Raw genomic sequence first — 23,664 nt, 5'->3', positions numbered from 1 at the left:
AGCTCCAGTGATTCATTATTCATGTATCTTTGAAGCAATCCTAAAGTAACGCTGCCGATATTATGGTCTTCCCAGATATTTGTTCCCACAAGCTGTTCAAGTAAGCTGTAGGCGAATGAGCAGGTAAAACGGAATTTCCAAATGTCCTCAGCATTACCTGCTACAGTCATGCCCATGCTGTGGTCTGATTCGCCTGTAATGTATAAACAGTTATAATCATTGCATAATGAAAAGCCAACAGGTGAAGTTCTCTGCCAATTAACATTAAACGCTTCAGCTGCTAAATCAGCAACATAATCATGTTCATATAAAAAAATCAAATCTGTTAGGAAAGTTCCATATGCTGCTTTCATTAAGCCCGGTGCATAATCACTGCTTTTATTCAACCAATATTGCAAATCATCATCGCCAACTTTAGATGTTGCCAATGCAAAGCTTCTCATTCCTTCATAACCAATGCGTTGTTTTTCAGAAATTAAATTATAAGATAATGTAGTTGTTGACATAGTAAATAATCATTAATCTTTATTTTCTTCTTCTAAATGTTCTTTCAACATTTCTTTAATCCTTAAAAAGTCTTCATCATCCTCATATTCTTTTAAATTTTCTTCAATGAAATCATTTGCTTCACCATATCTTCCAAGACCTATTAAAGACAAAATCTTTCCCCTTACCGCATAGGCCAGCACTTCATCAAGCTCAGTTTCACATGCCTTTTCATAGTAGCACAATGATTTTTCATACTCTTCTTTATTCAAATAGATCGCACCAAGTTGTGCGTAAATAACGCTTTTGCTATGAGAATTTGACTCATATGTTAAGCATTTTTCGAGATTAAAAATTGCTTTTTCATATTCTTCAGTTTCAATAAAATTATGTCCATTAATTAGATATGACTGATAATAGCCCCCTAAATAATTTGTGCAGAAATTGCATAATTTTATCGAATAATCGTATTTTCCTTTTTCGGTTAAGAATTTTGCTATATTAACAATAATGTTTGGCAATAGGAACCATGATAAGAATATAAAAAAGCCCAAATCAACGATAAAACCAAAGACATTTTGAATCATTAGATAATTCCATATTCTAAAAAGCAATAATATCATAAATATGCAGGAAATTGCATATAATATCTTGTTGTCCCAGATTCCAGAAAAAATATAAAATAAAGTTATTATTACTCCGGATTGATATATTAGTTGAGACAGGAATTCATAATTAAATGGATATGAATAGATTTCAGGGTAATGTCCCTTAAAAGTTGAATAAGCTAGTATAAAATTGCCTATAAGGACTAAAACTAAAATAAAATATTTGTCTTTATTATCCATTTTTATCAAACATACTTTATTTTTTATCCGATAAATAATTAATGAATAATATCAAAAAGAGAGGGATATGGCTATTTATTTTTATTATCTTCAATTGTTTTGTTTTTGCGAACAACTGAAATTATTCCAATTATTCTTTTCAACTGTTCGGGATTTAATTTCATTTATTTTTAAAAACAGGATTTGAATAAATTATTTGAGTTGTCAAAATTTCTTTGACAACTGAATTTTAACTAAAAAAAGTGGGATAATTAGCTATAATGTGGAATATAGCTAATTGAATACTTCCTTGAATTTGTCTTTAAGGCCTTTGTCAACGCGCTTTATCTCTTCACCGCTGACTTCGGCAAATTGGGTTAACAGATCCTTCTGTTTTGAATTTAATTTTTTAGGAACGACAACTGTTACGGTAACGTAGAGGTTTCCTCTTGCTGAATGCCTTACGGAATTCATACCTTGGCCTCTCAGCTTAAACACTGTTCCGCTTTGCGTTCCGGGAGTGATTTTGAACTCTACCTGCTTGCCTTCGATGGTAGGTATGCTTATGACATCACCCAGCGCAGCCTGCGGGAAACTGATTTGCTGTTCGTAGTACAAATGATCTCCTTCACGTTCAAAGAGCTTATTTGCCTTGATGTGAACGGACACTATAAGGTCTCCTTCAAGACCCGGTGCCTCTCCGCAGTTTCCTTCGCCGGATACCCTTAAGTGATTGCCTTCGTCAACACCTTCAGGTATTTCAAGCTTGATTGTCTTGGTTTTCCTGACGTGTCCTTTTCCATGACACTTTTCACACGGATCGGTTATAATCTTTCCGGTTCCTCCGCACTGGCGGCATGGCCTTACGTTAACCATCTGGCCTAAAAAGGTATTGCTGACTTCCTTAATCTGGCCCGTACCGTTACAGGTAGGACAGGTTTCGGGGTCATGGCCCGGCTTTGACTTTGTGCCGTTACAGGTAGGACAGATTTCACTTCTCGTAATCTTGATTTCCTTTTCGCAGCCGTTGTATGCCTCTTCAAGGGTTATCTGAACTTCAGTGTAGATGTCTGAGCCCCTTTGCGGGCCTGCTCTTCCGCCTCTTGTGCGTGAGCCTCCGCCGAAACCGAACATGTCAAAGATATTTCCGATGTCGAATCCCTGGAAGATATCCTCGAAGTTCACGTTCTGATAGAAGTCTTCGGCGGTGAATCCTTCCATTCCGGCATGGCCGAACTGATCGTATCTCTGACGTTTTTCACTGTCGGATAATACTGCGTAAGCTTCACTTATTTCCTTGAATTTCTCTTCAGAGCCTTCCTCTTCACTTACATCCGGGTGGTATTTCATAGCTAGTTTACGATAAGCCTTTTTAATTTCCTTTTCATCGGCGCTCTTGTCGACTCCAAGGACTTCATAGTAATCTCGCTTGTCTGCCATTAACTCACCTTAATAATCATTTAAGAATAAATCAGATAAAAAAAATAAAAATGTTTCATCTCCGTTAGCTAACTTTTTGATTCTGATTTTTTTGATACCTACGCATGAGATAAAACATTTATTCAATAAATCTAATCATCCTTTACTTCGTAGTCCGCATCGATGGTATCGTCATCGGCACCTGGGTTGTTCTGAGCTCCTGCGTTAGGATCCTGGCCTGCAGCCTGCTGGGCCTGTGCTTCAGCCTGTGCCTGCTGATAGATTTTTGCGCCGATTTCCTGAACCACTTTTTCAAGCTCTTCGGTTTTTGACTTGATGGCGTCGATGTCGTCACCGGCTATGAGTTCCCTTAACTCGCCGACTAATTTTTCGACGTTGGACTTTTCTTCTTCGGAAACCTTGTCTCCAAGTTCCTCGATTGTCTTTTCGGATGTGTAAATCAGTGAGTCTGCGTTGTTTCTGATTTCGATTTCTTCCTGTTTCTTCTTGTCAGCTTCAGCGTTCATTTCAGCTTCCTTGATTTTCTGTTCGATTTCCTCATCGGACAGTTTGGTTGAGGAAGTAATCGTAATGGCCTGTTCCTTGCCGGTTCCCTTGTCCTTTGCGGTAACGTTGATGATACCGTTTGCGTCAATGTCGAAGGTAACCTCGATTTGAGGAACGCCTCTTGGTGCAGGTGGGATTCCGACTAACTGGAAACGTCCTAATGAAGTATTGTCTGCAGCCATTCTCCTTTCACCTTGTAAAACATTGATATCAACTGAAGGCTGGTTGTCTGCAGCGGTTGAAAATATCTGGCTTTTCTTTGTAGGAATCGTAGTGTTCCTTTCAATAAGAGTAGTTGAGACTCCGCCTAAGGTTTCGATACCTAATGATAAAGGAGTAACGTCTAAAAGAACTAAATCTTTAATTTCACCGGCCAGTACTCCACCCTGGATAGCTGCTCCCATGGATACACATTCCATTGGGTCGATTCCCCTTTCGACAGGTTTTCCGATGAACTTTTCAACGTAGGCCTGTACGCATGGCATTCTGGTAGGTCCTCCGACCAAAATGATTTTATCGATTTCGCTTTTGGACATTTTAGCGTCATCCAATGCCTGCTGCATAGGCTGGCCTGATTTCTGAACGATTGAATCGACAAGCTCTTCGAGTTTAGCCCTTGTCAAGCTGATGATTAAGTTTTTAGGGGTTCCGTCTGATCCCATTGCAATGAAAGGAAGGTTGACTTCAGTAGTTAATGTGGTGGACAATTCGATTTTTGCCTTTTCTGCAGCTTCCCTTAACCTTTGAACTGCCTGGTCGTTGTCCCTTAAGTCGATTCCTTCTTTTGCCTTGAACTCATCGGCCAAGTAATTTAATAAAACGTTATCCATATCGGTACCACCGAGCTGGGTGTCTCCGCTGGTTGATCTTACTTCAAAGACTCCTCCGCCGAACTCCATGATGGTTACATCCAGGGTACCTCCACCTAAATCGTATACCATAATATTAATGTCGTCTGCGTCCTGCTTGTCCAGTCCGTATGCAAGACTTGCTGCGGTCGGTTCGTTAACGAGCCTTACTACGTCAAGACCTGCAATTCTTCCTGCGTCTTTTGTAGCGGTCCTTTGGTTGTCGTCAAAGTAAGCAGGTACGGTAATAACTGCCTTTTCGATTGGTTCTCCGAGGAAAGACTCAGCATCCTTTTTGATTTTCTGCAAAATGAATGCGGAAATTTCCTGAGGAGTGTACTGTTTTCCGTTAGCGGTAACCTTTTTATCTGTACCCATAAGCCTTTTGATTGCGCTTATTGTGTTTTCAGGGTTGGTTACTGCCTGCCTTCTTGCAGGTTCACCGACCAGCATTTGTCCGTCTTCAGTAAATGCAACATAGCTTGGGAATGATTTACCGTACTGGCTGGCCCCTTCGGCTGAAGGGATAGTGCTTGGCTTTCCTCCCACAAGCACGGATGCTGCTGAGTTACTTGTACCTAAGTCAATACCGATTATTTTTTCTTTTTTATTATCTGACATAAATATCACCATTTTTTTTTATTTGAATAATTTATATAAACATGATTTATTTTTTACAGACAATTACTTTTGAATATTTAAGTACCTTGTCCTTGTATGTGTATCCTTTCATCAATTCTTCTATAATGTATCCGTTTTCAACGTCTTCGCTTTCCTGAACCATAAGTGCCTCATGTTTGTTGAGGTCGAACTTCTCGCCCTTGGCAGGAATCACTTCAACGCCTTCCTTGGCCAGGATGTCTGAAAACTTGTTGTATATGAGTTCAATGCCCTGCCTGAAATCCTTGTCATTTTCGATTGCAAGTGACCTTTCAATGTCTTCGTAGCAGTCAAGGAATTCCACTAAAAGATTTTCATTTGCAAATTTCACGATTTCAACATTTCTTTTGTCGGTAATCTTTTTGAAATTCTCGAAATCAGCCTGAAGTCTTTGGGACAGTGAAACGTATTCCTGAGTTTCGGCTTCCTGTTTTTCAAGATCTTCTGTAAGTGAAGATATCTCTTCATCCTTTGAAGCTAACTCCTCAAGCAGTTCATCGTATTTCTCTTGAAGATCTTTAATTTCTTCTTTTTCTTCTTCTTTTTTCTTTTTTGCCATTCACTCACCTTTTCACTTCTTAAAAACTCTTTGTAATAACTCTCCAGCAGAGAATCTTAATTGAAACTTTAAATATTTGGCCTTAAGGAATTTATGGACATATAGGAAAATGGTTCATCTTTCGGAGTTATTACTTCGAGTTTTCGAAACCAAATATTAAAGTAACAAAAAGTTATCTTTCTCCTACATTATTATAGTAACAAAAGGTTATATAAATGTTTCGATTATTTTCTTACAAATTGTAATAAAAATCAAATACTTTAAATATGCTTTCTGATATATTATATAATCATGACTGATACAAGCGATATTAAAAAAAATGCCAAATTCCAAAACAAAGGTAATTCCTCCAGCGAAAGCATAGAGCTGCGGGGATCTTACGGCGCTGATTTGGATGAAATAGATAAGGAAGACATCCTTGACGTAATGGGATGTAAAACGAGAAGAGACATAATCGACCTCTTAAGGCAGGAACCGATGTTCGTCAGTGAAATATCAAACGAGCTCAACGTCGGCCAGAAGGCAATCATCGCCCACCTGAGGGCCATGGAAGAAGTGGGAATACTCAATTCCTCCTACAAAAAGATCCTGAGGGGAAGGCCGAGAAAATACTACGACCTGCACAATGAAGTCAAAATCCAGATTACCATCAATAAGAATTCATTCGACGTAAACTTCCAGGACACCCGTGACACCCTGCAGCTGCCGTCCGGTGACGAATGGTCAAAGCTTTTGGATATTGAAAAAAGACTTGACAACGGCCAGATGGAAGCCTTGGAAGAGCTTAAAAATCAGATAAGGCTCTACGACAATTTAAAGGCAAGGGCGGAATATATCCTCGAGAGAACTTTAAAGAACAGGTAATCGCTGTTAGTTTGTATTAGTTATTCATTATCCTTTTTTTCAAGTATTTTTATTCTTTGATTTAGGATTTGTGATAGTTCTTCTGCTGTAATATCTGGATTTTTGTTAATGATGTCTTTGAGATATCGGATAGTTTTGAGTTTTCCTTTTTTATATCCTATTTTAAATCCTAATTCATATCCCATTTGATATGCTTTTTCCATTCCTTCGTTGTATTCAAGTTTTGCGCATTCTCTTATTATATCATCAGATTCTGATATGTATTCATCATTCATTTTATCACTGGTTAATGTTTTTTTGGTTAATTTGCGTGTAGTGTTTCATCTTATTGATTTTTCAATTATGTAATGAAACTTTCTTAAAGATTAAATGGTTAATTTCACAGGTTAATTAATTATCTAAACATTCCTGGTTTTTGCAACGATGGCCTGGCCTAAACTGACTGATCCGTCACCGCAGCAGGTATTTTTATGCTGAATGAAATTGTAGCCGTTTGATTCAATGCAGTTCTTAACGGAGTCCGTTATCGCCTCATTGTAAAAGACTCCCCCAGTTGCTCCAATGTCTTCAAGTGACTTCTTATCGGCTGATTTGATTGCAAGCTCACTCAAGCCTCTGGCAACGGTCTTTTGAGCGGCATTTGCAATGTCTGCCTTTTTATGGCCTTTCAGGTATAAATTGACAACCTCTTTTAGGATTTCAGTGGTATTCAGGGTATTGCCTTCAATTATCATAGGCAGTTCCAATTCATTCGTTGAATAATATGCGGCAGATTCAAGCTTCATTGAGGATTCTCCCTCATATGTTCTCTCGCTGCATATTTCCAAAGCCGCAGATACTGAATCGAGAACCCTTCCTGTACTTGTGGTAACGCCAACGTTAATGCCGGCTTCAAGCTGCCTGAAGATGTTTTTGATTTCGGTTTCGCCGTATTTGAAGTATTTGATGTAATTTTTAATCATTTCCTCATCGTTTAAGATGCTTAAAAGCATTCGAATCGGGTACCTGGTTGCAAGGTCTCCTCCGGGCATCTTCTGTCTTTCAAGATGAGCCATCCTTTCATAGCCTTTGATGTCGGTATAAAGGATTTCTCCTCCCCAGCTTGTATTGTCATCGCCGTAACCTGTTCCGTCGGCAGCTATAACAATCATTTCATCGATTTTATGGTCGTTTGCAAGGGCCACCGCATGTGCGTGGTGGTGCTGAACCGGTATCACGTCCACTCCGAATTCATATGCCATTTTCGTCGTGAAAAAATGTGGGTGTAAATCGCATGCAACTGCATCTATATCGCATATCTTGGTAATTCTTTTCATATGCTTAATCGATTCTTTAAGGAAATTAAGTGTCTTTACCTTATTTGTATTTCCGATATGCTGTGATGGGTATGCAATCGTATCAGTTGCAAGACAGAATGTAACATCAAGCTCGGGACCCAGTGACAGCACGTTCAATCCATTGACGTCATAATTAATCGTATATGGTTCCGGCGTATAGCCTCTTGACCTTCTGATGAATGACAGTTCATTGTTCCTGAAACGGATTACCGAATCGTCACACCTGTTAAGGATTTTTCGGTTGTGAACTAATGAATAGTCGCTGATGCCGTTAATTATCTCGGTGTTTTCAATCATCATTGGCTCTCCGGGGATATTTGCCGAAGTCATGACGTAAGTGTCGATATCTCCCTCATCGAAAAGCAGATAATGCATCGGTGAGTATGGAAGCATCACTCCGATGTTGTGAAGTCCTGGAGAGAGGCTTTCCGGGAAATTATAGTTATCATTTTTCTTTAAGATAACGATAGGTCTTTTGTTTGACGTTATCGTTTCGATTTCCCTTTCAGATAGCTTAGCATATCTTTTAACAGCATCCAAATCGCTGCTCATTACCGCAAATGCCTGATTCGGTCTGTTCAATCGGCGCCTCAATTCACTTACGGCACTGTCATTGTAGGCGTCAACGACAAGGTGGGTTCCGCCGATTCCCTTAATGGCTAGGATTTTGCCTTCTTTAAGCTTATCCGCACCTAATTTTATTGGATTGTCACATTCAATTAACTTATCCTTCTTATAAATTGCCATTTGAGGCCCGCATACGCTACAACAAATTGCTTCGCCGTGATATCGCCTGTCTAAAGGCTCTTTATATTCAACAAGGCAGTCGTCACATAATGGAAACTCATCCATTGACGTCTTGTCCCTGTCATATGGAACGGAGTCGATGACGGTAAATCTCGGACCGCAGTCGGTACAGGCATTGAAAGGGTATTTGTAGCGCCTGTCAGCCGGATTTCTAATCTCAGCTAAGCAGCTGTCACAAATTGCAATGTCTGGCGGAATTACGCTCAGCCCGGAATAAGAATCGGAACTTTCAATGATTTTAAACTCATCATAACCCTTTTCATCAATATCGATTACTTCAATTGAGTCAATTCTTGCAATCGGCGGCAGTTCGCTTTGAAGCCTTTTAATAAAAAGCTCAATATCGTCGCCTTCAATGATAATTTCCACAACATTGCCTAAATTTCTAACGTAGCCTGTTAAATCCAAGCTTGTGGCCAATCTGTATACGTAGGGCCTGAATCCGACACCCTGAACAATTCCTTGAGTTAAAATCTTTTTTGCGGTCATAAATATTATAGTATTTGGGCCTAATAATTAATAAACATAAGTTTTTTTAACATCTTCAATCTTAAATTACTATTATGAGGGAAATTCTTGAGAAACTGGTCAATAATGAAATAACTCTGGAAACTGCTGAAAATCTTTTAAAGTCAAAAAACATTCTGGAAGTTGATGAAATCGCCAAATTCGACGGCGAACGCCAGTCAAGAACAGGTTTTCCCGAAGCGGTTTTTGCTTTAGGAAAGGACTATGAGGATTTATTATTAATAATAAAAAAATATTTTGAAAGCGAAAACCCTCAAAATCTAATCATTACCAAATTATCAGATGAAACCTACAGCAATCTTTTAAATGATCTAGACTACCTTAAAAACGAAGGTTTCATTTTTGATTACAACAAAAAAGCTAATATATTAATCATAAGGGTTAATGAAAACAAAAGCGAGCCGATTGCAAAGATAGGCATCTTAACCGCCGGAACCTCAGACATTAACATCGCCGAAGAGGCAAGAGTCATTGTTGAGGAAGGGGGCTGCGAGGCGATATGCTCCTATGACATCGGAGTTGCCGGAATCCACAGGCTCTTCCCGCAAATCGCCTATATGGTAAAGGAAGGCGTAAAACTGTTCATAGTATGTGCAGGAATGGAAGGGGCTCTTCCTTCAGTCGTTGCAGGTCTTGTTGATGTTCCGGTTATTGCCGTTCCGACATCAGTGGGCTATGGCGTCGGCGAAGGCGGAAGGGTGGCACTGGATTCTATGCTTCAGTCATGTGCGCCCGGGATAGCTGTGGTTAACATTGACAACGGTTTTGGAGCTGGCGTTTTTGCCCTGACCATAGTTAGACTTTGCGGGGAAGCCTTCTAATCGCATTATATACTCTCATGCAGTTGTTTTTGTCGTTGAAAAGGAAGTAGGCTTTAACCCTGTTTTCATATATTTCCTTCATTTCGCATCCGTTTTTCATGTATTCGATAATGTAGTCGACCAGCTGGTCTTCAATGCGGCAGACCTCACCGAATCCCATGGTATCATAATCGAAATAGCTTTCGTTAATGTTGAAGTGATAGTCCCTGCTGTACTGGTAATAGAGCACGGGCTTTCTGAGGTAGGCAAAATCAAATGCAACGGAAGAGTAGTCCGTAATCAGCAGTGAGCCGTGATTGAAGGCTTTCTGATACTTTTCATGCTTATAGTCGATTTTGACGTAGTCGTTTCGGTCAAACAAATCAATGTATTCATAAACGTTTGGGTGGGGCTTGAAAATCAGCTCGTAATCGTATTTCTTTGCCGCCTCAATCAGCCTTTCATTGTTGATTAATGAATTGAACCTGTTGAAATGCTGTGAGTTTAAAATGTACTCGTTTGACTTGAACCTCAGATACCTTCTCCAGGACGGCATTATGAAAATCTGCCTTTTATCCTCTTTTCTCTCCAGGCTGTCGAATCTTGGAAATCCTAAAAGCTTTATCACTTCCCTTTTGTAGTTGTATGGGTATTCGAAAATTGACTTGTATTCATGCTTTGATGAGGTCAGAAACATCATCAGGTGCTTGTCGTATCCGTTAAGCCATGTGGAAACGTTGTCCTTTGTTATTCCGTGCTGCAGAAATATGGTTGAGGACTTTAAAAGCCCCGCAAAGAAAGGATAGTTTCCCCAGAACGGATAGATGATGTTGTTGTCGGGGTGTGACGTGATTATCTTTTCGGCATAAAGAGCCAGCACACGGTGCTTGATTGACTTGTACTGTATTACCTTGCCTATTCTTTTCATGTCATACCAGTCCTTGCTGTCCTTGTCTAAGGTGAAGTACTTTATGATGTTTTTATCCTGGTCCTGGGCATAGGTGAAAAGGTGCCTTGCATTGTCGTCTGCCATGTCCGGCAAATCCATGAACATCCAGATTCTCTTGTTTCTCATGAACGGATAAATCAGATGATAGATTATCCTGATTGGAACGCCGGTCTTGAATCCTTTCTTGTGCTCCTTAAGCATGCCGTAAAGGGTTTTTATTTCCCTTTTAATCCATTCGACGTTGTTTCTCCTTTTGATAACGATCTTGTCATCTTCCAGAAATGAGAGGTAATCTCTTGTTTTGGCATATCCTACGGTTTTTGAAAAGTTGCACGGCCTTGAAAAGTCAATATGGAGTTTTTCAAAAGTCTTGCTGTCGGATTTGAATTCGATTTCATATTCTTCGCCCCTTTTCAGGTCTATTTCAGCTTCAAAGGAGTAATTCGTTGAGTATTTGTGGCTCAATGAGTATTTGTCCCTTTGGGGGAACTTAATCTGCTTGGTTTTCACTTCCTTGCCGTTGACGAAAACCATGGCTTTCGTGCCGAACATCGTCGGCAGATCCGCCAGAATGTATAAAACGTCATCTATTATCTCATAAACGTCAAGATAAATCGTATTCAGATTCAGCCTTGATACGACTTTCCTTTGAACCTTCACGTATTCGTCGGTGTTTTCAAGGTTCTTGTACTTGAAAAATAAAATGTTTCCCTTAAGGATGTCGGGAATGTTTTTCTGTTTGAATATCACTTCATCGTCAATGTGCTGCAGGATGTCAAAAAGCTTTTTTCTAACGTCTATAAGCTCGTCACGGGTTAATATGTTGTTGACCGAGCTTATGTCAAAAAGCCACTGCAGGTCATACATTATCGTGTACTGGATAAATGAGGGCACCTCGCCGTACTCCTCAATGCTTCTGTCAATGAGGAACTTGAAATAGTGGTCGACCCTGTTTGTGAAATACTGCTTTTTAAAGGGTGAGCTGTCGATAAGTGATGAGCGCTCTTCCCTTTTTCTGTAGTAATACTTTCCGCCGCTGCAGAATCCGATTTTAGGGTTTTTTAAAAGCAGCTGGTTAATGAAAACCACGTCCTCCGAAACGGAAATGTTTTCATCGAATTTCAGGTCTTTTATTGCTTCGTGCCTGAAAAAGGATGATGCGCATGACAGCTGGATATGGTCCGGATGCTCAAACAAGTCAACGACACGGTTTTCGCCGTATTTGAAGTTGAGGATGTGCTCTCCCTCCTTATCGCCGAAGAAGTGTATCGGAATGGATACAATGTCTATTTCATCTCCATGCTGTGTAAAAAAGCTTGAAATGCTTCTGAAAGTCGGCTTTGAAATGTAATCGTCACTGTCAAGGAAATTGATGTATTTTCCCCTTGCCTGCTTGAGGCCAAGGTTTCTGCTTGCTGAAGGCCCCATATTCCTGTCATTGGTGATGATTTTAATGTTTCTAGGATATCTGGCCTTGTACTCCTGACAGATTCTGCCGGTATTGTCCGTACTTCCGTCGTTTACGATAATGACCTGGATGTTATCTTCAAAATCAAGGGTCTGATTAATGAGACTGTTTAATGTTTTTGAAATCCATAAATCTGAATTGTATGCTGCAATAATTACTGAAAATTTGAATTCATTCATGCAAACCAGTTTTATTTTCTTCTTCTTTCGAATTCCTCAAACAATTCGTCGATGTCGACGCCCTTATAGACAAGCAGGAGCATCGTGTGGAAAATAAGGTCAACTGATTCATAAACCAGATTTTCATCGTTTTTACTGGCAATCAACACTTCTCCGGCCTCTTCGGCAATCTTTTCAAGTATCTTGTCTTCGGCCTTCTTGTCGCTGTCCTGCATTATTTTTGAAGTGTATGAGTCAATGGGACTGTCCCTTCTCGTTTCAAGGACTTCCCACACCTGCCTTATTATCTTATCATTCGCCACGTGCTTCACTGTCCTGAATGCTTTCTGTTATTGCTATCAACGGATGCTTGTCGTCATCGATAATCTTGATGTCTTCGAATTTCCTGATTCCTGCCTTGTCGGCCGTCTTTTCCATACCGAGCTTGATGTCCCGGCCCAAATCGACAACGTATGAATCCACGGTCTCGCAGCCCATCTGCTTTGAGGCAACGGCTCTGTGGTGTCCGTCAACCAGTATCCATCTGTCTCCGGTCTTTACGACAATGGCAGGTTCAGCCAGTCCTTTTTTAAGCTCGTAGGTTCTTCCTTCAAGTTCGTCGGCGTAAACCCTGTCCTGGGTCGGTCTCAGCTTGTCCGTCGGCACCTTCATTCTTTTAAGCGTTGTCTTTATTCCATAGAGCTGTTCCATGGTGGTCTTGAAGTAATCAACCTTGTTCGGGGTTGACCTTTCGATGTGGGACCTTACCATATCCGTATTCGTGATGATTCCCACCAGATGGCCGTCCTCGTCAACGACAGGCATTCTGGAGATTCCCCTTCTAAACATTACCCTTGAGGCGTCGTTGATTGAGAGGTTTTCATTTGCCACAACCAGCTTTGTACTCATCATTCCGCTGACATGGTCACGCCAGTCCTTTGCGACAATATCGAATGCGGTTACCATTCCCACTAGCCTGTCGTCCTTAACGACCGGATAACTGTTGTGGTGTGATTCCTTCATTAATGTAATAATCTGTTCCGTTGGAGTGTCCGGAGAGACGCTGATAACATTCTTTGTCATGTAGTCCTTAACGAATGATTTTTTCTCTGCCATAGTGGAGTACCTCTATTCTATGTTTTCTCTTAAAAGCTTTACTGTTTCACCCGGATCGGCTTTTCCACGGGTTATTCTCATTACCTGACCGACAAGGAAGTTGATTGAAGCCTTCTGACCGTCAAGATAGTCCTGAACCGCCTTAGGGTTTTCGTCAATTGCCTGTTTTACTGCAGCCAGGACTTCATCGTCCTTGACTACACCCAAAAGACCCATCTCTTCTGCAATCTCTTTAGGTGACTTTTCATTGTTCGGCATCTGCTCGATGATTCTCTGACCGGCCTTGGTTGTGATTTCCTTGTTTAATAGCATGTTAAACAGTTCCACAAGGCTTTCAACGCCGATTCCACTTTCCGCAAAGTCAAGCTTGTTGTATGACAATACCCTTTTGAGCTCGTCTCTCATCCATTTGGCCGCAAATATCGGGTCGATTTCCTTAACGACCTCTTCATAAGCTATTGCCAAATCAAGCTCTGAAGTAAGTACCTTTGCTGATTCCTCGTCGATGCCGTAGTCCCTTACGAACCTGTCAACCTTGTGGTGAGGGGCTTCAGGCATGATTTCCTTTACCCTTTCGATTAATTCATCCGGAATTTCCATTGGAGGAAGGTCAGGATCTGGTATGAATCTGTAATCGTCAGCATCTTCCTTTAACCTCATTCTTGTTGTAATCATCTGGCTTTCGATATAGGCACGGGTTTCCTGCTGGATTTCAACGCCCCTTTTGATGAGGTTCTTTTGCCTTACTATCTCGAATTTCAAAGCCCTGTAGGCACCCTTGATTGAGTTAACGTTTTTCATCTCCACCCTGTTTCCGCCGTTTAAGGAGATGTTAACGTCTGCTTTCATTGAATTTTCTCCACGTGCGGCTCCGCTGTACTGCAGGACACGGATGATTTCTTTTAAAAAGTTTCTTGCCTCTTCAGGGGAGGTAATGTCCGGTTCGGTTACGATTTCAACCAAAGGAATTCCTGAACGGTTGAAGTTAACGATACCTCTGTCTGGCTTGTACTGGCCAGGGTCTTCCTCAATGTGGATTTCCCTGATTCTGATTCCGTTCAATTCTCCTTCATAACCGATAGGAACAGAAGTCCTCTGATATCCTGAAGACAAGTCCGGATAATCGTAATGCTTTCTCATGAAATAGGTAAATCCCTGATCAATCTTACAGTTCAGCATCAGTGAAATCATCAGCGCGTTTTCTATTGCGTGAATGTTGGTCGGATGCGGTTTGGCCCCCGGCTGATTTAAACAGACAGGACAGATGTTTTGGTTTATAGGTGCCTCATTAAAGTTAGTTGGGCAATCACAGAATAATTTTGAATCAGTTTCTAATTGTACGTGGATTTCAAGTCCACACATCATACTAAAATCGTCACTAATAATAATTCCTCCATTTGGAAATTTTTTTGATAATAATTTATATTATAATTATATATATAGCAGGGGACTTATAAAGATTGTCAAAAATAGGGTTTTTGGAATCTGTGGCTGTTGCCTGCTTTGAAGTTATTCTTCATTAATGATGGGAGGTTTTGCTGTTAATATTATTATGGAGAGAATACATTCATTATTAACGTCTTAAAAATCAAATCAGGTAATTTATAACGATTATTATTGAAAAGACGATTTCAAAGATTCAATCATCGCTTCACTTAAAAACTCCAATAAATCCCTTGCAACTGCTAACTGATTAATCAAACAGGATAACATTCACTATTTATAAAGCAAGAATATCGCTTCAATAGAAAAAAACACTCATAAAATCATTATTTCTACGGTTAAAGCAATATTGCTCTCATAATGTAAAAATTATCTCATTATAAACAAAAAATATTTAAATAAAGACCAACAAACTCTATTTTAACTTTTAAAAATGAAACTTGGTGAAAAAATGTCAGATTTAAACATTAATATCCATTGTTTCGGACCGATAAACCATGCCAATATTGAATTAAAAAAACTTAATGTCATTGCCGGAATCAATGGAAGCGGAAAAACAACTTCAAGTAAATTATTGTACTGTTTTTTGGAATCCAATTCAGGTAATGGAGATTATTTGGCTAAGGTGAGCATTAACAATAGGTTTGAAATGATGATAACTGCTTTAGAAAAGGAACTTCCACCAGATTCACAAAGCTTATTGGAAGTTGAGGAATTATCAGACAATCTTCCGGATTTAAACGATAACGGATTCAATGCAAAAATGAAAACAGCCATCAACAAACTGAAAATGATTGTGGACGATTCCCAGATTCCGAATAAGGATGAATACCTTAAAAAAATTACGGATATGGATGAATCTCTGGAATTAAGCAATGATGGATGCAGAATGTTTTTCGAGATCAGCAATGTATTATTAAGGTCAGAATTCAATATTGAAGATTTGAAAATTGATGAAAATACCGATGTTCAGTTCTATGCTGATAAAAACAATTGTAAATTTTCCTCTAAACTTGATTCAAACGGCTCCAAAATGGGATTTAAAATCAATGATGGAAATTTAAATTGTCTGGATAATAAAAATGTCCTCTATATTGATTTGGTATCTGCTTTTGACCTTAAAAACTTGTCTAGAACATACTTAAAAGATGCTCCATTTCATTTAAGAGTTTTATCTGAAAGCCTATATTCAACTAAAGATAACGGGGATGTTTTCGATCCGTTATTCAATCAAAAGGTTGATGAATGTTTGAATAAGGTTAATTCATTGCTTGGCGGTTATATCTATTATGATGTTGATGAAGGGGAATTCATATTCAAAAGAAACGGCGACGAATATCATATGAGAAATACCGCATTCGGAGTTAAGCAATTGGGAGTTGTGCAGGTATTGCTGTCAAATGGGATATTGAATGAAAATTCATTTTTAATAATGGATGAGCCTGAAACCCATCTTCATCCTGAATGGCAGGTGAAATTAGCGAAATTAATTATCCTGCTGATAAAAGAACTGAATATCTCAGTATTCATCAATTCGCATAGTCCTCATTTCATTGAAGCTTTAGAAGTTCTTTCCGGAAAATACGGGCTCGTAGAAGATTCCATGTTTTATTTGTCTGAAGAATCAGAAAATAACCTGTTTAACTTTAGAGAAATTGAAAGAAGAAATTTAAACGTATTGTATGATAATCTGGGAAATTCCTATGATGAAATTGATGAAATTAGAATAGAAAACGCATTCAACGGTATTGAATAGGTGATTAAATGCAGGATTTAAACAATTATCTGATGGAAAACTTTGGAAAACCTGCTGATGAAATATCAAAAACAGGCTATGATAACCCGGTAATTAATCATGATTTTGAGATGATTTCATTTGACGATGTTGCAGAAGACTTCAATAATAGAAATAAGGAGTTTAATGGTGAATTTGCAAGTGCTGATGGATTGCTCATTATTGAAAAAGAGAATAAAAACAGAATATTCTTTTTTGAATTCAAAAATATTGATTATTCAAAGGATGAGGATAGGCAAATGAGCATATACTATTTACACAGATATTTGGAGCTAATGAAAGAATGCGAACATGAATGTAAAGTATATGATAAAATTAATGCCATTTCCGAATATTTGGTTGACAGATCACATCTCTCATTAAGAAGCAAGCCTTCAGATTCCATTTCCCTTCTTTATCAGGTCATGAAAGATTTTTATGGGAAGGAAAATGGAGAAATCTGCATTAAGAAATTATTTGAAACAGAAAAATTTTTCTTTTTGGTTTCAAAAACGCAAGCGCAATACCTTCCATTCAAAAATAAAAGCAATAGGCTGAATAATATTATCAAACCCTTGGATTTTTTGAAAAGGTTTGTTCCATATCATTACAATATGGTGCTGGCCGTTAATGAAAATGGTTTTGATAGGTATTTCTATAAAAGAAATGAAGAATATTTCAACTAAATTCATTTCTTTTCCTTAAAATAAACCCTTGCGGCATTTAACAAGTTTCAGTACTTGTTTTTCAGGGATTCCTTGATATAGCGTTTAATGAATTTATCCAAATCCGGTGAAACTTCACTTTTAGGTTCTCCCAGCCGGCTTTTATCAGAGAATGTTCCTTTCAATCGGCGTCCTGCCCACTTGACTTCCTCTTCTACTCTAACGCCGTATTTTGTTGCGAACATTTTAAAAAGAGGGAATTTGGTGATTCCGTTGGCTCCGCTTAAAATCAGGATTCCTATGTTTGCCAGATTGTCAATCCACGTTCCGCATATGATTTCAATTTCCGGAAACTCCAGGCGTATCCTTGAGACGACCTCGGCATAGTAAAGTGATGCAGGCTGTGACTTGTCGGCGTAAATCGTTTCCTTGTGGGAATTTAGGGAGTAGAAAATAACTCTGTCAATATCGTGCTCTTTAATGTAGTCAATCACGTAATCGACGTCATCCAGGGTTTCTCCAAGCCCCAGTATTATCGTAATGGCTTTCTTAAAGCCCAGATCTCCTGCGGTATCGAGCATGTGGCCGATATCCTCCAGGCTTTTTGAGGGACAGACGTTATTGTGGATTTCGGGGTTTGCCACCTCAACGGCTCCGGTGATTCCTGTAATTTCAGATCCGTATTCTGACAGCTCATCGGTGATGCCGGTATTAAGCCAGACTCCGTCGCCCGTTATGTTTTTAATGGTGGAAGCAATCTCCTTGATTTCCGATGTTGTAAAGGATTTGTATCCTCCGGATAAAAACTCGATGTTCCATCCCAGACGCCTGCACATTTCAGCTTCGGCATAAATGTTGCTGACATTACGCCTTGCCTTTTTTGGATCTTTAATCTTGTCCTTTTGCGTGGACATGTAACAGAATGCGCAGTCCCCCTTGTCACACCACCATGATAAGAAAATGGCCCTTTCAAGAGTAACCTCATCGCCGTGATTTTTCAAAGTCACTTCATTGGCATTTTTTATCATGTCAAAAAATTCGGAATTCATCGTATAAACTTTGTTTGATTAAATTTATATACTTGTTCGTACCAATTATTTATTAGCATTTTTTCATATTTTTTCGTAAAATGTGGGAAAAATCATAATGTTTATATACTAGTAAAAATAAATAAAAAAATACTGTTTAAAGTCTTTTGATTTTTAAACATGGGTTTTATTTGGTTAAGATAGTGGGTTATTAACATGCCGTCGTAGCTCAGTAGGTAGAGCGTTCGGCTGTTAACCGATTGGTCACAGGTTCGAGCCCTGTCGACGGCGCTTTTAAAGGGCCCATAGCTTAGCCAGGTAGAGCGTCCGGCTCATAACCGGAAGGCCATGGGTTCAAACCCCATTGGGCCCATGTTACTTAAACTTTTATCATTTGCTCCGGTGGTGTAGTCCGGCCAATCATTTCGGCCTTTCGAGCCGAAGACTCGGGTTCAAATCCCGGCCGGAGCACTTTAAAAAAAACTTGTTAAGATTTTTAATGGTTTCTAGTTTCACTTTCGTTTTCATAAGCGGGGGTGCCCGAGAGGCCAAAGGGGACAGGCTTAGGACCTGTTGACACAGGTCTTCCAGGGTTCGAATCCCTGCTCCCGCATCTAACAATTTTTTTTGACTTTTATTCATTTCTGCCGGGGTAGGGTAGGTGGTCATCCTCCGGGACTGTGGATCCCGGGACTCGGGTTCAAATCTCGGCCCCGGCCCCATTTATAAACTATTTTTTTGGTGTTATTCTTGGCTAAGAAAGGTTCTGCTGAAGAAAGAGATTTAGTGCATAAGCTGTGGGAGAGAGATTTTGCAGCTATGAGGGCTCCCGCTTCAGGTGGAGCTACCAAAAGACCGTTACCGGATGTTGTTGCAGGAAATTCCAAACTGTATTTGGCCATTGAAGTAAAGACTACAACCAAGGACAAGGTCTACATCGACACCGAACAGATTGACGCACTTCTTGAGTTTTCCAGGATATTCGGCGCTAAGGCCTATATCGGCGTGAAATTCAAATATACCAAATGGCTGTTTCTTGAGCCGGATAAAGCCGAACGTACAAGAAATGGTAATTATAAGGTCGAAAAAGATTATATCTTGGAGAAAGGCCTGGAAATCGATGAAATTACAGGCATCGACAGACAAATGAAATTTTAACAATAAACTTTATATATTAATAAAGATATAATAATTATAGTATGTTATGTGGGGTTATAGTGTAACCAGGCATCATCTGGGACTCCAGTTGTCTTTGAAGAACTATACGCGTAACTGAACAGTACCTGTTGTGATGATCAATTGGAGTACTGAGGCAAGAGACATCCCAGGATCGGGGTTCAAATCCCTGTGACCCCATTTACTTTTCAAAAAACTTTTTTTACTACTTTTAACCATAATTAATTTCATGAGTTCCAATAGCATTTTATTTATTCCGGGTTACAACATGGATTCCAACTGTTATCTGATTGACGACATGCTTGTCGATACCGGAACGGGTTTGAACGCAGAGAATCTCCTTTCACGCATTGAAAGCCACGGCGTTAAAAGGGAGGATATTTCATTAATAGTCAACACGCACTGTCACTTTGACCATATCGGCGGCAATTACCTTTTTGAGGACGCAGATATTGCCGTTCATGAAATTGATGCAATGTCCATGAGAAACAGGGACGATTTGGGCACTTCAATGAACGCCTTTGAAAATCCCTTAAACTCAAGGGTTGACATTGACTTGAAAGATGGTGATACCCTAAGAGGATTTAAGGTCATTCACACTCCCGGCCATACCGGCGGAGGGATATGCCTGTGGGACGGTGTTAACTTGATTTCAGGCGATACGGTCTTTTCCCATGGCGGAGTCGGAAGATGGGATATCGGCGGAAATTTCGACGATTTGAAAAATTCGGTTTATAAGTTGACTCAGCTTGATGTGGTTAATCTCTTTCCGGGACACGGCCCTATAGTTGAAGGAAATGGGAAAGAACACATTAAAGCGTCTTACTCCCAATTTTAATATTATTTTTCAAGTTTTTTAGCTACTTTGGAAAATGATCCTCTTTTTACAAGAACGGTTACCTTTTCGCCACGGGCAAGGACATTGTCCTTTTGAGGCACTACAAGCTTTCCGTTAGGGTAAGTAGCTATTATGATATAGTCTTTGGTTGGTGAAATGTCTTCAATACGTTTTCCAACTACCTTATCGTTTGTAATGGTCATATCAAAGATTTCAGCATCCCCTTCACCGAGCTGAATCAAATCGGCTACGTTTGGCCTTGTAACCAGCTTTTCCAGAAATCCTGCAGCGGTAATTTCAGGGCTTATTACGTTATCGATTCCGACTTCCTTGAAGGCTTCCTCGTGGTCGGGATTGCTCACTCTCGCAATGATGTTTGGAACGTTGTACTTTCTCACCAGAATACAGGACAGGAGATTTGCCTCGTCGTTTCCTGTTGCTGCAATGAAAAAGTCTGCGTCTTCAATGTTTGATTCTTCAAGCAATTTTGAATTGGTTCCGTTTCCACAGATTACCAGTGTATCAAGCTCTGCTGCAGCTTCGGAGCATAGTGCTTCATTGTCATCGATTAATGTGAGGTCATATCCGTCGTCTATCAGCAGACTTGCAAGGGACAGGCCTACACGTCCAAGACCCATTATCACAACATACATCAAATCACATCCAAAAAGTTTTAATAATCAATATTGTATTTTTGATAAATATAAATCTATCTTTTGAATACTTCGAAAATTGCCCTGAAGGTAATCAGAACCGGGAATATTTCAAGCCTTCCAGTCCACATGTTGAATATGCTTATCAGCTTTAAAGGCGTTTCCGTGGTGTGTGCAATCTCACCAAGCCCCAAACCGACATTACCTTGTATGGACATTGTATCGAAAAGGCTTCTGAATGGGTCGTGGCCAAACAGACAGAATAGGAGCCATGTAAAGAGTATGCAAATCATATAGAGGGTTATGTAGTTTCCACTTTGTGAAACGGCTTTTTCAGGTATTTTCTGTCCTGAAATCTGGAGTGGAATTACCCGGCCTTCGGGAGACATGATTTCACGGATGTATCTGTAAACTCCTTTGGTGAATGTAATCACCCTCATTAATTTGAGTGCACCTACGGTTGAGCCGCTTGAACCGCCTATTGTCATCAGTGCCATTAAAATGATAAGTACAAATGACGGCCATGCTGCCATTGCTTCCGGGCCCTGAACGCTTGCTCCGGTTGTGGTAACCGCCGAAACGACGGTAAACAAGAGCTCAATCGGAACGATATTTGAAACGAAATACAAAACGATAGTTGAAATGGCTATTAAACTGATCATCACTTTAAATTGCAAATCATGAATAAGCGACTTTCCTTTTGTCTTGATGACCTTGTAATGGACCAGAAAGCTCGTTGCTCCAAGAATCATCAATATTATCGAAATGAAATAGATGACATCATTGTGATAGTATCCCATATTCGCATTCTTTATGCCCATTCCTCCCGTTGAAATGATGCTGAATGTATTACACACTGAATCGAAAACTGGCATTCCCGCAAGGAGATACAAAACAATTCCTGCGGCGGTATAAATCAGATAAATCTTGATGGTCTGCTTGATTGTGGCTTTTGTTGATGGCTTGATACGCTCTTCACGGGCTTCTGACTGGTATAGTTTTGCGGATGTGGTTCCTGGCTTTGTTAAAATGGCCAGTATCATCACGACAACCCCCAGGCCTCCTACCCACTGCTGGATGGATCTGAAAAATAAAACGCTCTGCGGCAGGATTTCAACGTCTGGAAATAGCGTGATTCCGCTTCCGGTCAAAGCGGACATGCTTTCAAAAACGCAGTCTATAAAGCCGACATGGGTAATGAGCATCATTGCAAGCCCGCAGATGATTGCGGCCCACAGCCACGCAACTGATGATATAATCATTCCATGCTTTAAACGCATCTTGTTTGATGAGTACTTCTCAAAGCCCTTGATGCATAAAAAACCAACGCCAATTGATATTAACGCAGGTATAAGAAAATAAAGTGCATTGAACTCGAAATATATTAAATCGACAATAATCGGAACCAGGCACATCGCTCCAATCCCAACCATCAGCATACCAGAATTTCTGGCCACTATAAACAAGTCTGTCTTATTAATATACCTCATCTCAATCCCACAAATAAATTTTGAACAAATAAATATATAAATTTTTAACCCAAATATAATAAATTAACTACTAGAGGTTTTCCATGGATAAAAAAACTGTAATTTTTCTCGGTATCAGCATTCTCATATTGCTGGTAATGCTTTATTTTGTAGGTATAGATGACGTTATAAAGTCATTGCAATTTGCCGATTTGCGCATAATAGCTTTGGCAGTTTTACTTCAGGTTTTCACATATTATTTATACACTTTAAGGTGGAAAATACTCAACAATATTGCAGATATGGACTCAAGCATCACCAAGCTTCTGCCAATGGTTCTTGTGGGCCTTGCGGTCAACAACATCACTCCGTCCGGTAGGGGTGGGGGAGAGCCTGTAAGGGCATACATCTTATCCAGAGAGGAAGGCTATCCCATGGAAGAGACATTTGCCGCAGTCGTTGCAGACAGGGCATTGGACACCTTCCCGTTTGTCGTTCTGGCGATAATAACAATCATTGCCATGACATTCTACTTCGACTTTCCGGTTTGGCTCATTGTCGTCATGACCACTGCGGTAATAGCTATCGTCATCATTTTAATCGCTCTCATTTACATGTCAATCAATCCGGATTTCGGAGAGAGGGTTGACGGATGGATTATCGGTTTGGTGAGAAGATTCTACAAGAAAAACTCTGAGGAACTTGAAGATAAAATCCACAGCGCAATCAGGGGTTTTCAGGACACCATGAACCTCGTAATCCACAACAGGAAAGTGATGTATTATGCCCTTCCGTTATCATTCATAATCTGGATATTTGAAATATTCAGGGTCTATCTGGTCTTTCTGGCCTTCGGAGCCAGCGTTAATGTCATTTTAATCGGAGAGGTCTTTATCGTGGCCAGTCTTGTGGGCATGATTCCGCTTCTTCCGGGAGGCCTCGGTGCCGTCGACGGAATAATGATTGTTTTCTATTCGGCTGCAGGGGTAACGGCTTCCGTTTCAGCAGCAGCTACGGTTGTTGAAAGGCTGATTTCATTCTGGATGGCCACAATTATAGGTTTGGTCATTTTACCTTATTACGGTTCATCAGTTCTTGATAGGATTTCCACAGGTTCGGATTCCGAAGAAATTTCAGATGAAAGTGAAGATGACTAAATAGAAAACTTTATTTTATTTTTTTTTAATATATTCTAATAGCAAAAAATTAATTTTTTGTACTATAT

The 23,664-nt window shown here is 39.8% G+C and carries 20 protein-coding genes, 6 tRNA genes and 1 pseudogene; 13 read left to right on the top strand and 14 right to left on the bottom strand.

Translation table 11 applies throughout. The features are described 5' to 3' along the window. The 5 genes and pseudogenes from F3G70_RS10580 to grpE form a co-directional block, all read right to left on the bottom strand. A pseudogene (locus F3G70_RS10580) lies at positions 1-506 on the bottom strand (hypothetical protein); the annotation flags it as partial. A 12-nt stretch (positions 507-518) separates the two neighbouring features. Further along, complete coding sequence (locus tag F3G70_RS10575) at positions 519-1,334, bottom strand: tetratricopeptide repeat protein (RefSeq protein ID WP_149732670.1); 816 nt, start codon at positions 1,332-1,334, stop codon at positions 519-521. Between the two features lie 273 nt (positions 1,335-1,607). Further along, a complete protein-coding gene (dnaJ, locus tag F3G70_RS10570; RefSeq protein WP_149732669.1) occupies positions 1,608-2,753 on the bottom strand; it encodes a molecular chaperone DnaJ in 1,146 nt (381 codons plus the stop codon). A gap of 131 nt (positions 2,754-2,884) precedes the next feature. Next, positions 2,885-4,768 carry a molecular chaperone DnaK gene (gene dnaK, locus F3G70_RS10565; RefSeq protein WP_149732668.1) on the bottom strand — a complete coding sequence of 628 codons (1,884 nt, stop codon included), beginning with the start codon at positions 4,766-4,768 and terminating at the stop codon, positions 2,885-2,887. A 46-nt stretch (positions 4,769-4,814) separates the two neighbouring features. Then, positions 4,815-5,366 carry a nucleotide exchange factor GrpE gene (gene grpE, locus F3G70_RS10560; protein ID WP_149732667.1) on the bottom strand — a complete coding sequence of 184 codons (552 nt, stop codon included), beginning with the start codon at positions 5,364-5,366 and terminating at the stop codon, positions 4,815-4,817. A gap of 291 nt (positions 5,367-5,657) precedes the next feature. Here grpE and F3G70_RS10555 point away from each other — a divergent pair, with 291 nt between their 5' ends. Then, a complete protein-coding gene (locus F3G70_RS10555; protein WP_149732666.1) occupies positions 5,658-6,230 on the top strand; it encodes an ArsR/SmtB family transcription factor in 573 nt (190 codons plus the stop codon). 20 nt (positions 6,231-6,250) lie between these two features. Here F3G70_RS10555 and F3G70_RS10550 read toward each other — a convergent pair whose 3' ends face one another. Beyond that, positions 6,251-6,505, bottom strand: a complete 255-nt coding sequence (locus F3G70_RS10550) for a hypothetical protein (protein ID WP_149732665.1) — start codon at positions 6,503-6,505, stop codon at positions 6,251-6,253. Positions 6,506-6,628: 123 nt separating this feature from the next. After that, positions 6,629-8,863, bottom strand: coding sequence for a carbamoyltransferase HypF (hypF, locus tag F3G70_RS10545; protein ID WP_149732664.1), 2,235 nt, complete (start codon positions 8,861-8,863; stop codon positions 6,629-6,631). A gap of 74 nt (positions 8,864-8,937) precedes the next feature. Here hypF and larB point away from each other — a divergent pair, with 74 nt between their 5' ends. Continuing rightward, positions 8,938-9,723, top strand: a complete 786-nt coding sequence (gene larB / locus F3G70_RS10540) for a nickel pincer cofactor biosynthesis protein LarB (RefSeq protein ID WP_149732663.1) — start codon at positions 8,938-8,940, stop codon at positions 9,721-9,723. On the opposite strand, the gene F3G70_RS10535 is transcribed toward larB, so the two are convergent. Genes F3G70_RS10535 through gatB form a run of 4 tightly spaced genes read right to left on the bottom strand, consistent with a single transcriptional unit; the run spans position 9,698 to position 14,758 of the window. After that, complete coding sequence (locus F3G70_RS10535; RefSeq protein ID WP_149732662.1) at positions 9,698-12,298, bottom strand: bifunctional glycosyltransferase/CDP-glycerol:glycerophosphate glycerophosphotransferase; 2,601 nt, start codon at positions 12,296-12,298, stop codon at positions 9,698-9,700. The two genes, larB and F3G70_RS10535, sit on opposite strands and share 26 nt — an antisense overlap. Positions 12,299-12,309: 11 nt before the next feature. Continuing rightward, on the bottom strand, positions 12,310-12,600 hold the full coding sequence (hisE, locus tag F3G70_RS10530) for a phosphoribosyl-ATP diphosphatase (protein ID WP_149732661.1): 291 nt from the start codon (positions 12,598-12,600) through the stop codon (positions 12,310-12,312). Then, positions 12,590-13,393, bottom strand: coding sequence for a CBS domain-containing ParB/RepB/Spo0J family partition protein (locus F3G70_RS10525; RefSeq protein ID WP_149732660.1), 804 nt, complete (start codon positions 13,391-13,393; stop codon positions 12,590-12,592). The genes hisE and F3G70_RS10525 overlap by 11 nt, the downstream gene beginning before the upstream one ends. Positions 13,394-13,405: 12 nt before the next feature. Next, positions 13,406-14,758, bottom strand: a complete 1,353-nt coding sequence (gatB, locus tag F3G70_RS10520) for an Asp-tRNA(Asn)/Glu-tRNA(Gln) amidotransferase subunit GatB (RefSeq protein ID WP_149732659.1) — start codon at positions 14,756-14,758, stop codon at positions 13,406-13,408. A 529-nt stretch (positions 14,759-15,287) separates the two neighbouring features. On the opposite strand from gatB, the gene F3G70_RS10515 reads away from it, so the two are divergent. Further along, the gene (locus F3G70_RS10515) at positions 15,288-16,592 is read left to right on the top strand and encodes an AAA family ATPase (RefSeq protein ID WP_188118165.1); all 1,305 of its coding nucleotides are present in this window, start codon (positions 15,288-15,290) and stop codon (positions 16,590-16,592) included. 8 nt (positions 16,593-16,600) lie between these two features. Continuing rightward, a complete protein-coding gene (locus F3G70_RS10510; protein WP_149732657.1) occupies positions 16,601-17,296 on the top strand; it encodes a hypothetical protein in 696 nt (231 codons plus the stop codon). A 47-nt stretch (positions 17,297-17,343) separates the two neighbouring features. Here the strand turns inward: F3G70_RS10510 and F3G70_RS10505 are convergent, their stop codons facing one another. After that, positions 17,344-18,324, bottom strand: a complete 981-nt coding sequence (locus tag F3G70_RS10505) for a radical SAM protein (protein ID WP_149732656.1) — start codon at positions 18,322-18,324, stop codon at positions 17,344-17,346. A 197-nt stretch (positions 18,325-18,521) separates the two neighbouring features. On the opposite strand from F3G70_RS10505, the gene F3G70_RS10500 reads away from it, so the two are divergent. The 8 genes from F3G70_RS10500 to F3G70_RS10465 all read left to right on the top strand — a co-directional run bounded on the left by F3G70_RS10500 (position 18,522) and on the right by F3G70_RS10465 (position 20,317). After that, positions 18,522-18,594: transfer RNA gene (locus F3G70_RS10500), tRNA-Asn, on the top strand. An 8-nt stretch (positions 18,595-18,602) separates the two neighbouring features. After that, a tRNA-Ile gene (locus tag F3G70_RS10495) sits at positions 18,603-18,676 on the top strand. A gap of 23 nt (positions 18,677-18,699) precedes the next feature. Further along, positions 18,700-18,774: transfer RNA gene (locus tag F3G70_RS10490), tRNA-Glu, on the top strand. A 59-nt stretch (positions 18,775-18,833) separates the two neighbouring features. Then, positions 18,834-18,916: transfer RNA gene (locus F3G70_RS10485), tRNA-Leu, on the top strand. Between the two features lie 33 nt (positions 18,917-18,949). After that, positions 18,950-19,025: transfer RNA gene (locus F3G70_RS10480), tRNA-His, on the top strand. A 28-nt stretch (positions 19,026-19,053) separates the two neighbouring features. Next, the gene (hjc, locus tag F3G70_RS10475) at positions 19,054-19,461 is read left to right on the top strand and encodes a Holliday junction resolvase Hjc (protein WP_149732655.1); all 408 of its coding nucleotides are present in this window, start codon (positions 19,054-19,056) and stop codon (positions 19,459-19,461) included. Between the two features lie 50 nt (positions 19,462-19,511). Then, positions 19,512-19,659, top strand: a tRNA-Trp gene (locus tag F3G70_RS10470). Between the two features lie 49 nt (positions 19,660-19,708). Beyond that, a complete protein-coding gene (locus tag F3G70_RS10465) occupies positions 19,709-20,317 on the top strand; it encodes an MBL fold metallo-hydrolase (RefSeq protein WP_149732654.1) in 609 nt (202 codons plus the stop codon). 2 nt (positions 20,318-20,319) lie between these two features. On the opposite strand, the gene F3G70_RS10460 is transcribed toward F3G70_RS10465, so the two are convergent. Both F3G70_RS10460 and F3G70_RS10455 read right to left on the bottom strand, forming a co-directional pair. Then, on the bottom strand, positions 20,320-20,970 hold the full coding sequence (locus F3G70_RS10460) for a potassium channel family protein (protein ID WP_149732653.1): 651 nt from the start codon (positions 20,968-20,970) through the stop codon (positions 20,320-20,322). 56 nt (positions 20,971-21,026) lie between these two features. Next, positions 21,027-22,460, bottom strand: a complete 1,434-nt coding sequence (locus tag F3G70_RS10455) for a TrkH family potassium uptake protein (protein ID WP_149732652.1) — start codon at positions 22,458-22,460, stop codon at positions 21,027-21,029. An 83-nt stretch (positions 22,461-22,543) separates the two neighbouring features. Between F3G70_RS10455 and F3G70_RS10450 the strand changes: the two genes are divergently transcribed. Then, complete coding sequence (locus F3G70_RS10450) at positions 22,544-23,596, top strand: UPF0104 family protein (protein ID WP_149732651.1); 1,053 nt, start codon at positions 22,544-22,546, stop codon at positions 23,594-23,596. Positions 23,597-23,664: the final 68 nt, after the last annotated feature.

Origin of the sequence: Methanobrevibacter millerae (assembly GCF_900103415.1) — an archaeon.
In the GTDB taxonomy this organism is placed as follows: Archaea; Methanobacteriota; Methanobacteria; order Methanobacteriales; family Methanobacteriaceae; genus Methanocatella; species Methanocatella millerae.
Note: the sequence above shows the minus strand (reverse complement) of the source record. Positions and strands in the feature narration are given on the sequence as shown.

What these genes read in the sequence shown, in the direction of transcription:
- dnaJ (WP_149732669.1), bottom strand. Translation starts at nt 2,753, where the DNA reads ATGGCAGACAAGCGAGATTACTATGAAGTCCTTGGAGTCGACAAGAGC.
- F3G70_RS10575 (WP_149732670.1), bottom strand. Translation starts at nt 1,334, where the DNA reads ATGGATAATAAAGACAAATATTTTATTTTAGTTTTAGTCCTTATAGGC.
- grpE (WP_149732667.1), bottom strand. Translation starts at nt 5,366, where the DNA reads ATGGCAAAAAAGAAAAAAGAAGAAGAAAAAGAAGAAATTAAAGATCTT.
- F3G70_RS10555 (WP_149732666.1), top strand. Translation starts at nt 5,658, where the DNA reads ATGACTGATACAAGCGATATTAAAAAAAATGCCAAATTCCAAAACAAA.
- hypF (WP_149732664.1), bottom strand. Translation starts at nt 8,863, where the DNA reads ATGACCGCAAAAAAGATTTTAACTCAAGGAATTGTTCAGGGTGTCGGA.
- dnaK (WP_149732668.1), bottom strand. Translation starts at nt 4,768, where the DNA reads ATGTCAGATAATAAAAAAGAAAAAATAATCGGTATTGACTTAGGTACA.
- F3G70_RS10455 (WP_149732652.1), bottom strand. Translation starts at nt 22,460, where the DNA reads ATGAGGTATATTAATAAGACAGACTTGTTTATAGTGGCCAGAAATTCT.
- F3G70_RS10525 (WP_149732660.1), bottom strand. Translation starts at nt 13,393, where the DNA reads ATGGCAGAGAAAAAATCATTCGTTAAGGACTACATGACAAAGAATGTT.
- F3G70_RS10515 (WP_188118165.1), top strand. Translation starts at nt 15,288, where the DNA reads ATGTCAGATTTAAACATTAATATCCATTGTTTCGGACCGATAAACCAT.
- F3G70_RS10465 (WP_149732654.1), top strand. Translation starts at nt 19,709, where the DNA reads ATGAGTTCCAATAGCATTTTATTTATTCCGGGTTACAACATGGATTCC.
- larB (WP_149732663.1), top strand. Translation starts at nt 8,938, where the DNA reads ATGAGGGAAATTCTTGAGAAACTGGTCAATAATGAAATAACTCTGGAA.
- F3G70_RS10535 (WP_149732662.1), bottom strand. Translation starts at nt 12,298, where the DNA reads ATGAATGAATTCAAATTTTCAGTAATTATTGCAGCATACAATTCAGAT.
- F3G70_RS10505 (WP_149732656.1), bottom strand. Translation starts at nt 18,324, where the DNA reads ATGAATTCCGAATTTTTTGACATGATAAAAAATGCCAATGAAGTGACT.
- gatB (WP_149732659.1), bottom strand. Translation starts at nt 14,758, where the DNA reads ATGATGTGTGGACTTGAAATCCACGTACAATTAGAAACTGATTCAAAA.
- F3G70_RS10450 (WP_149732651.1), top strand. Translation starts at nt 22,544, where the DNA reads ATGGATAAAAAAACTGTAATTTTTCTCGGTATCAGCATTCTCATATTG.
- F3G70_RS10550 (WP_149732665.1), bottom strand. Translation starts at nt 6,505, where the DNA reads ATGAATGATGAATACATATCAGAATCTGATGATATAATAAGAGAATGC.
- F3G70_RS10510 (WP_149732657.1), top strand. Translation starts at nt 16,601, where the DNA reads ATGCAGGATTTAAACAATTATCTGATGGAAAACTTTGGAAAACCTGCT.
- F3G70_RS10460 (WP_149732653.1), bottom strand. Translation starts at nt 20,970, where the DNA reads ATGTATGTTGTGATAATGGGTCTTGGACGTGTAGGCCTGTCCCTTGCA.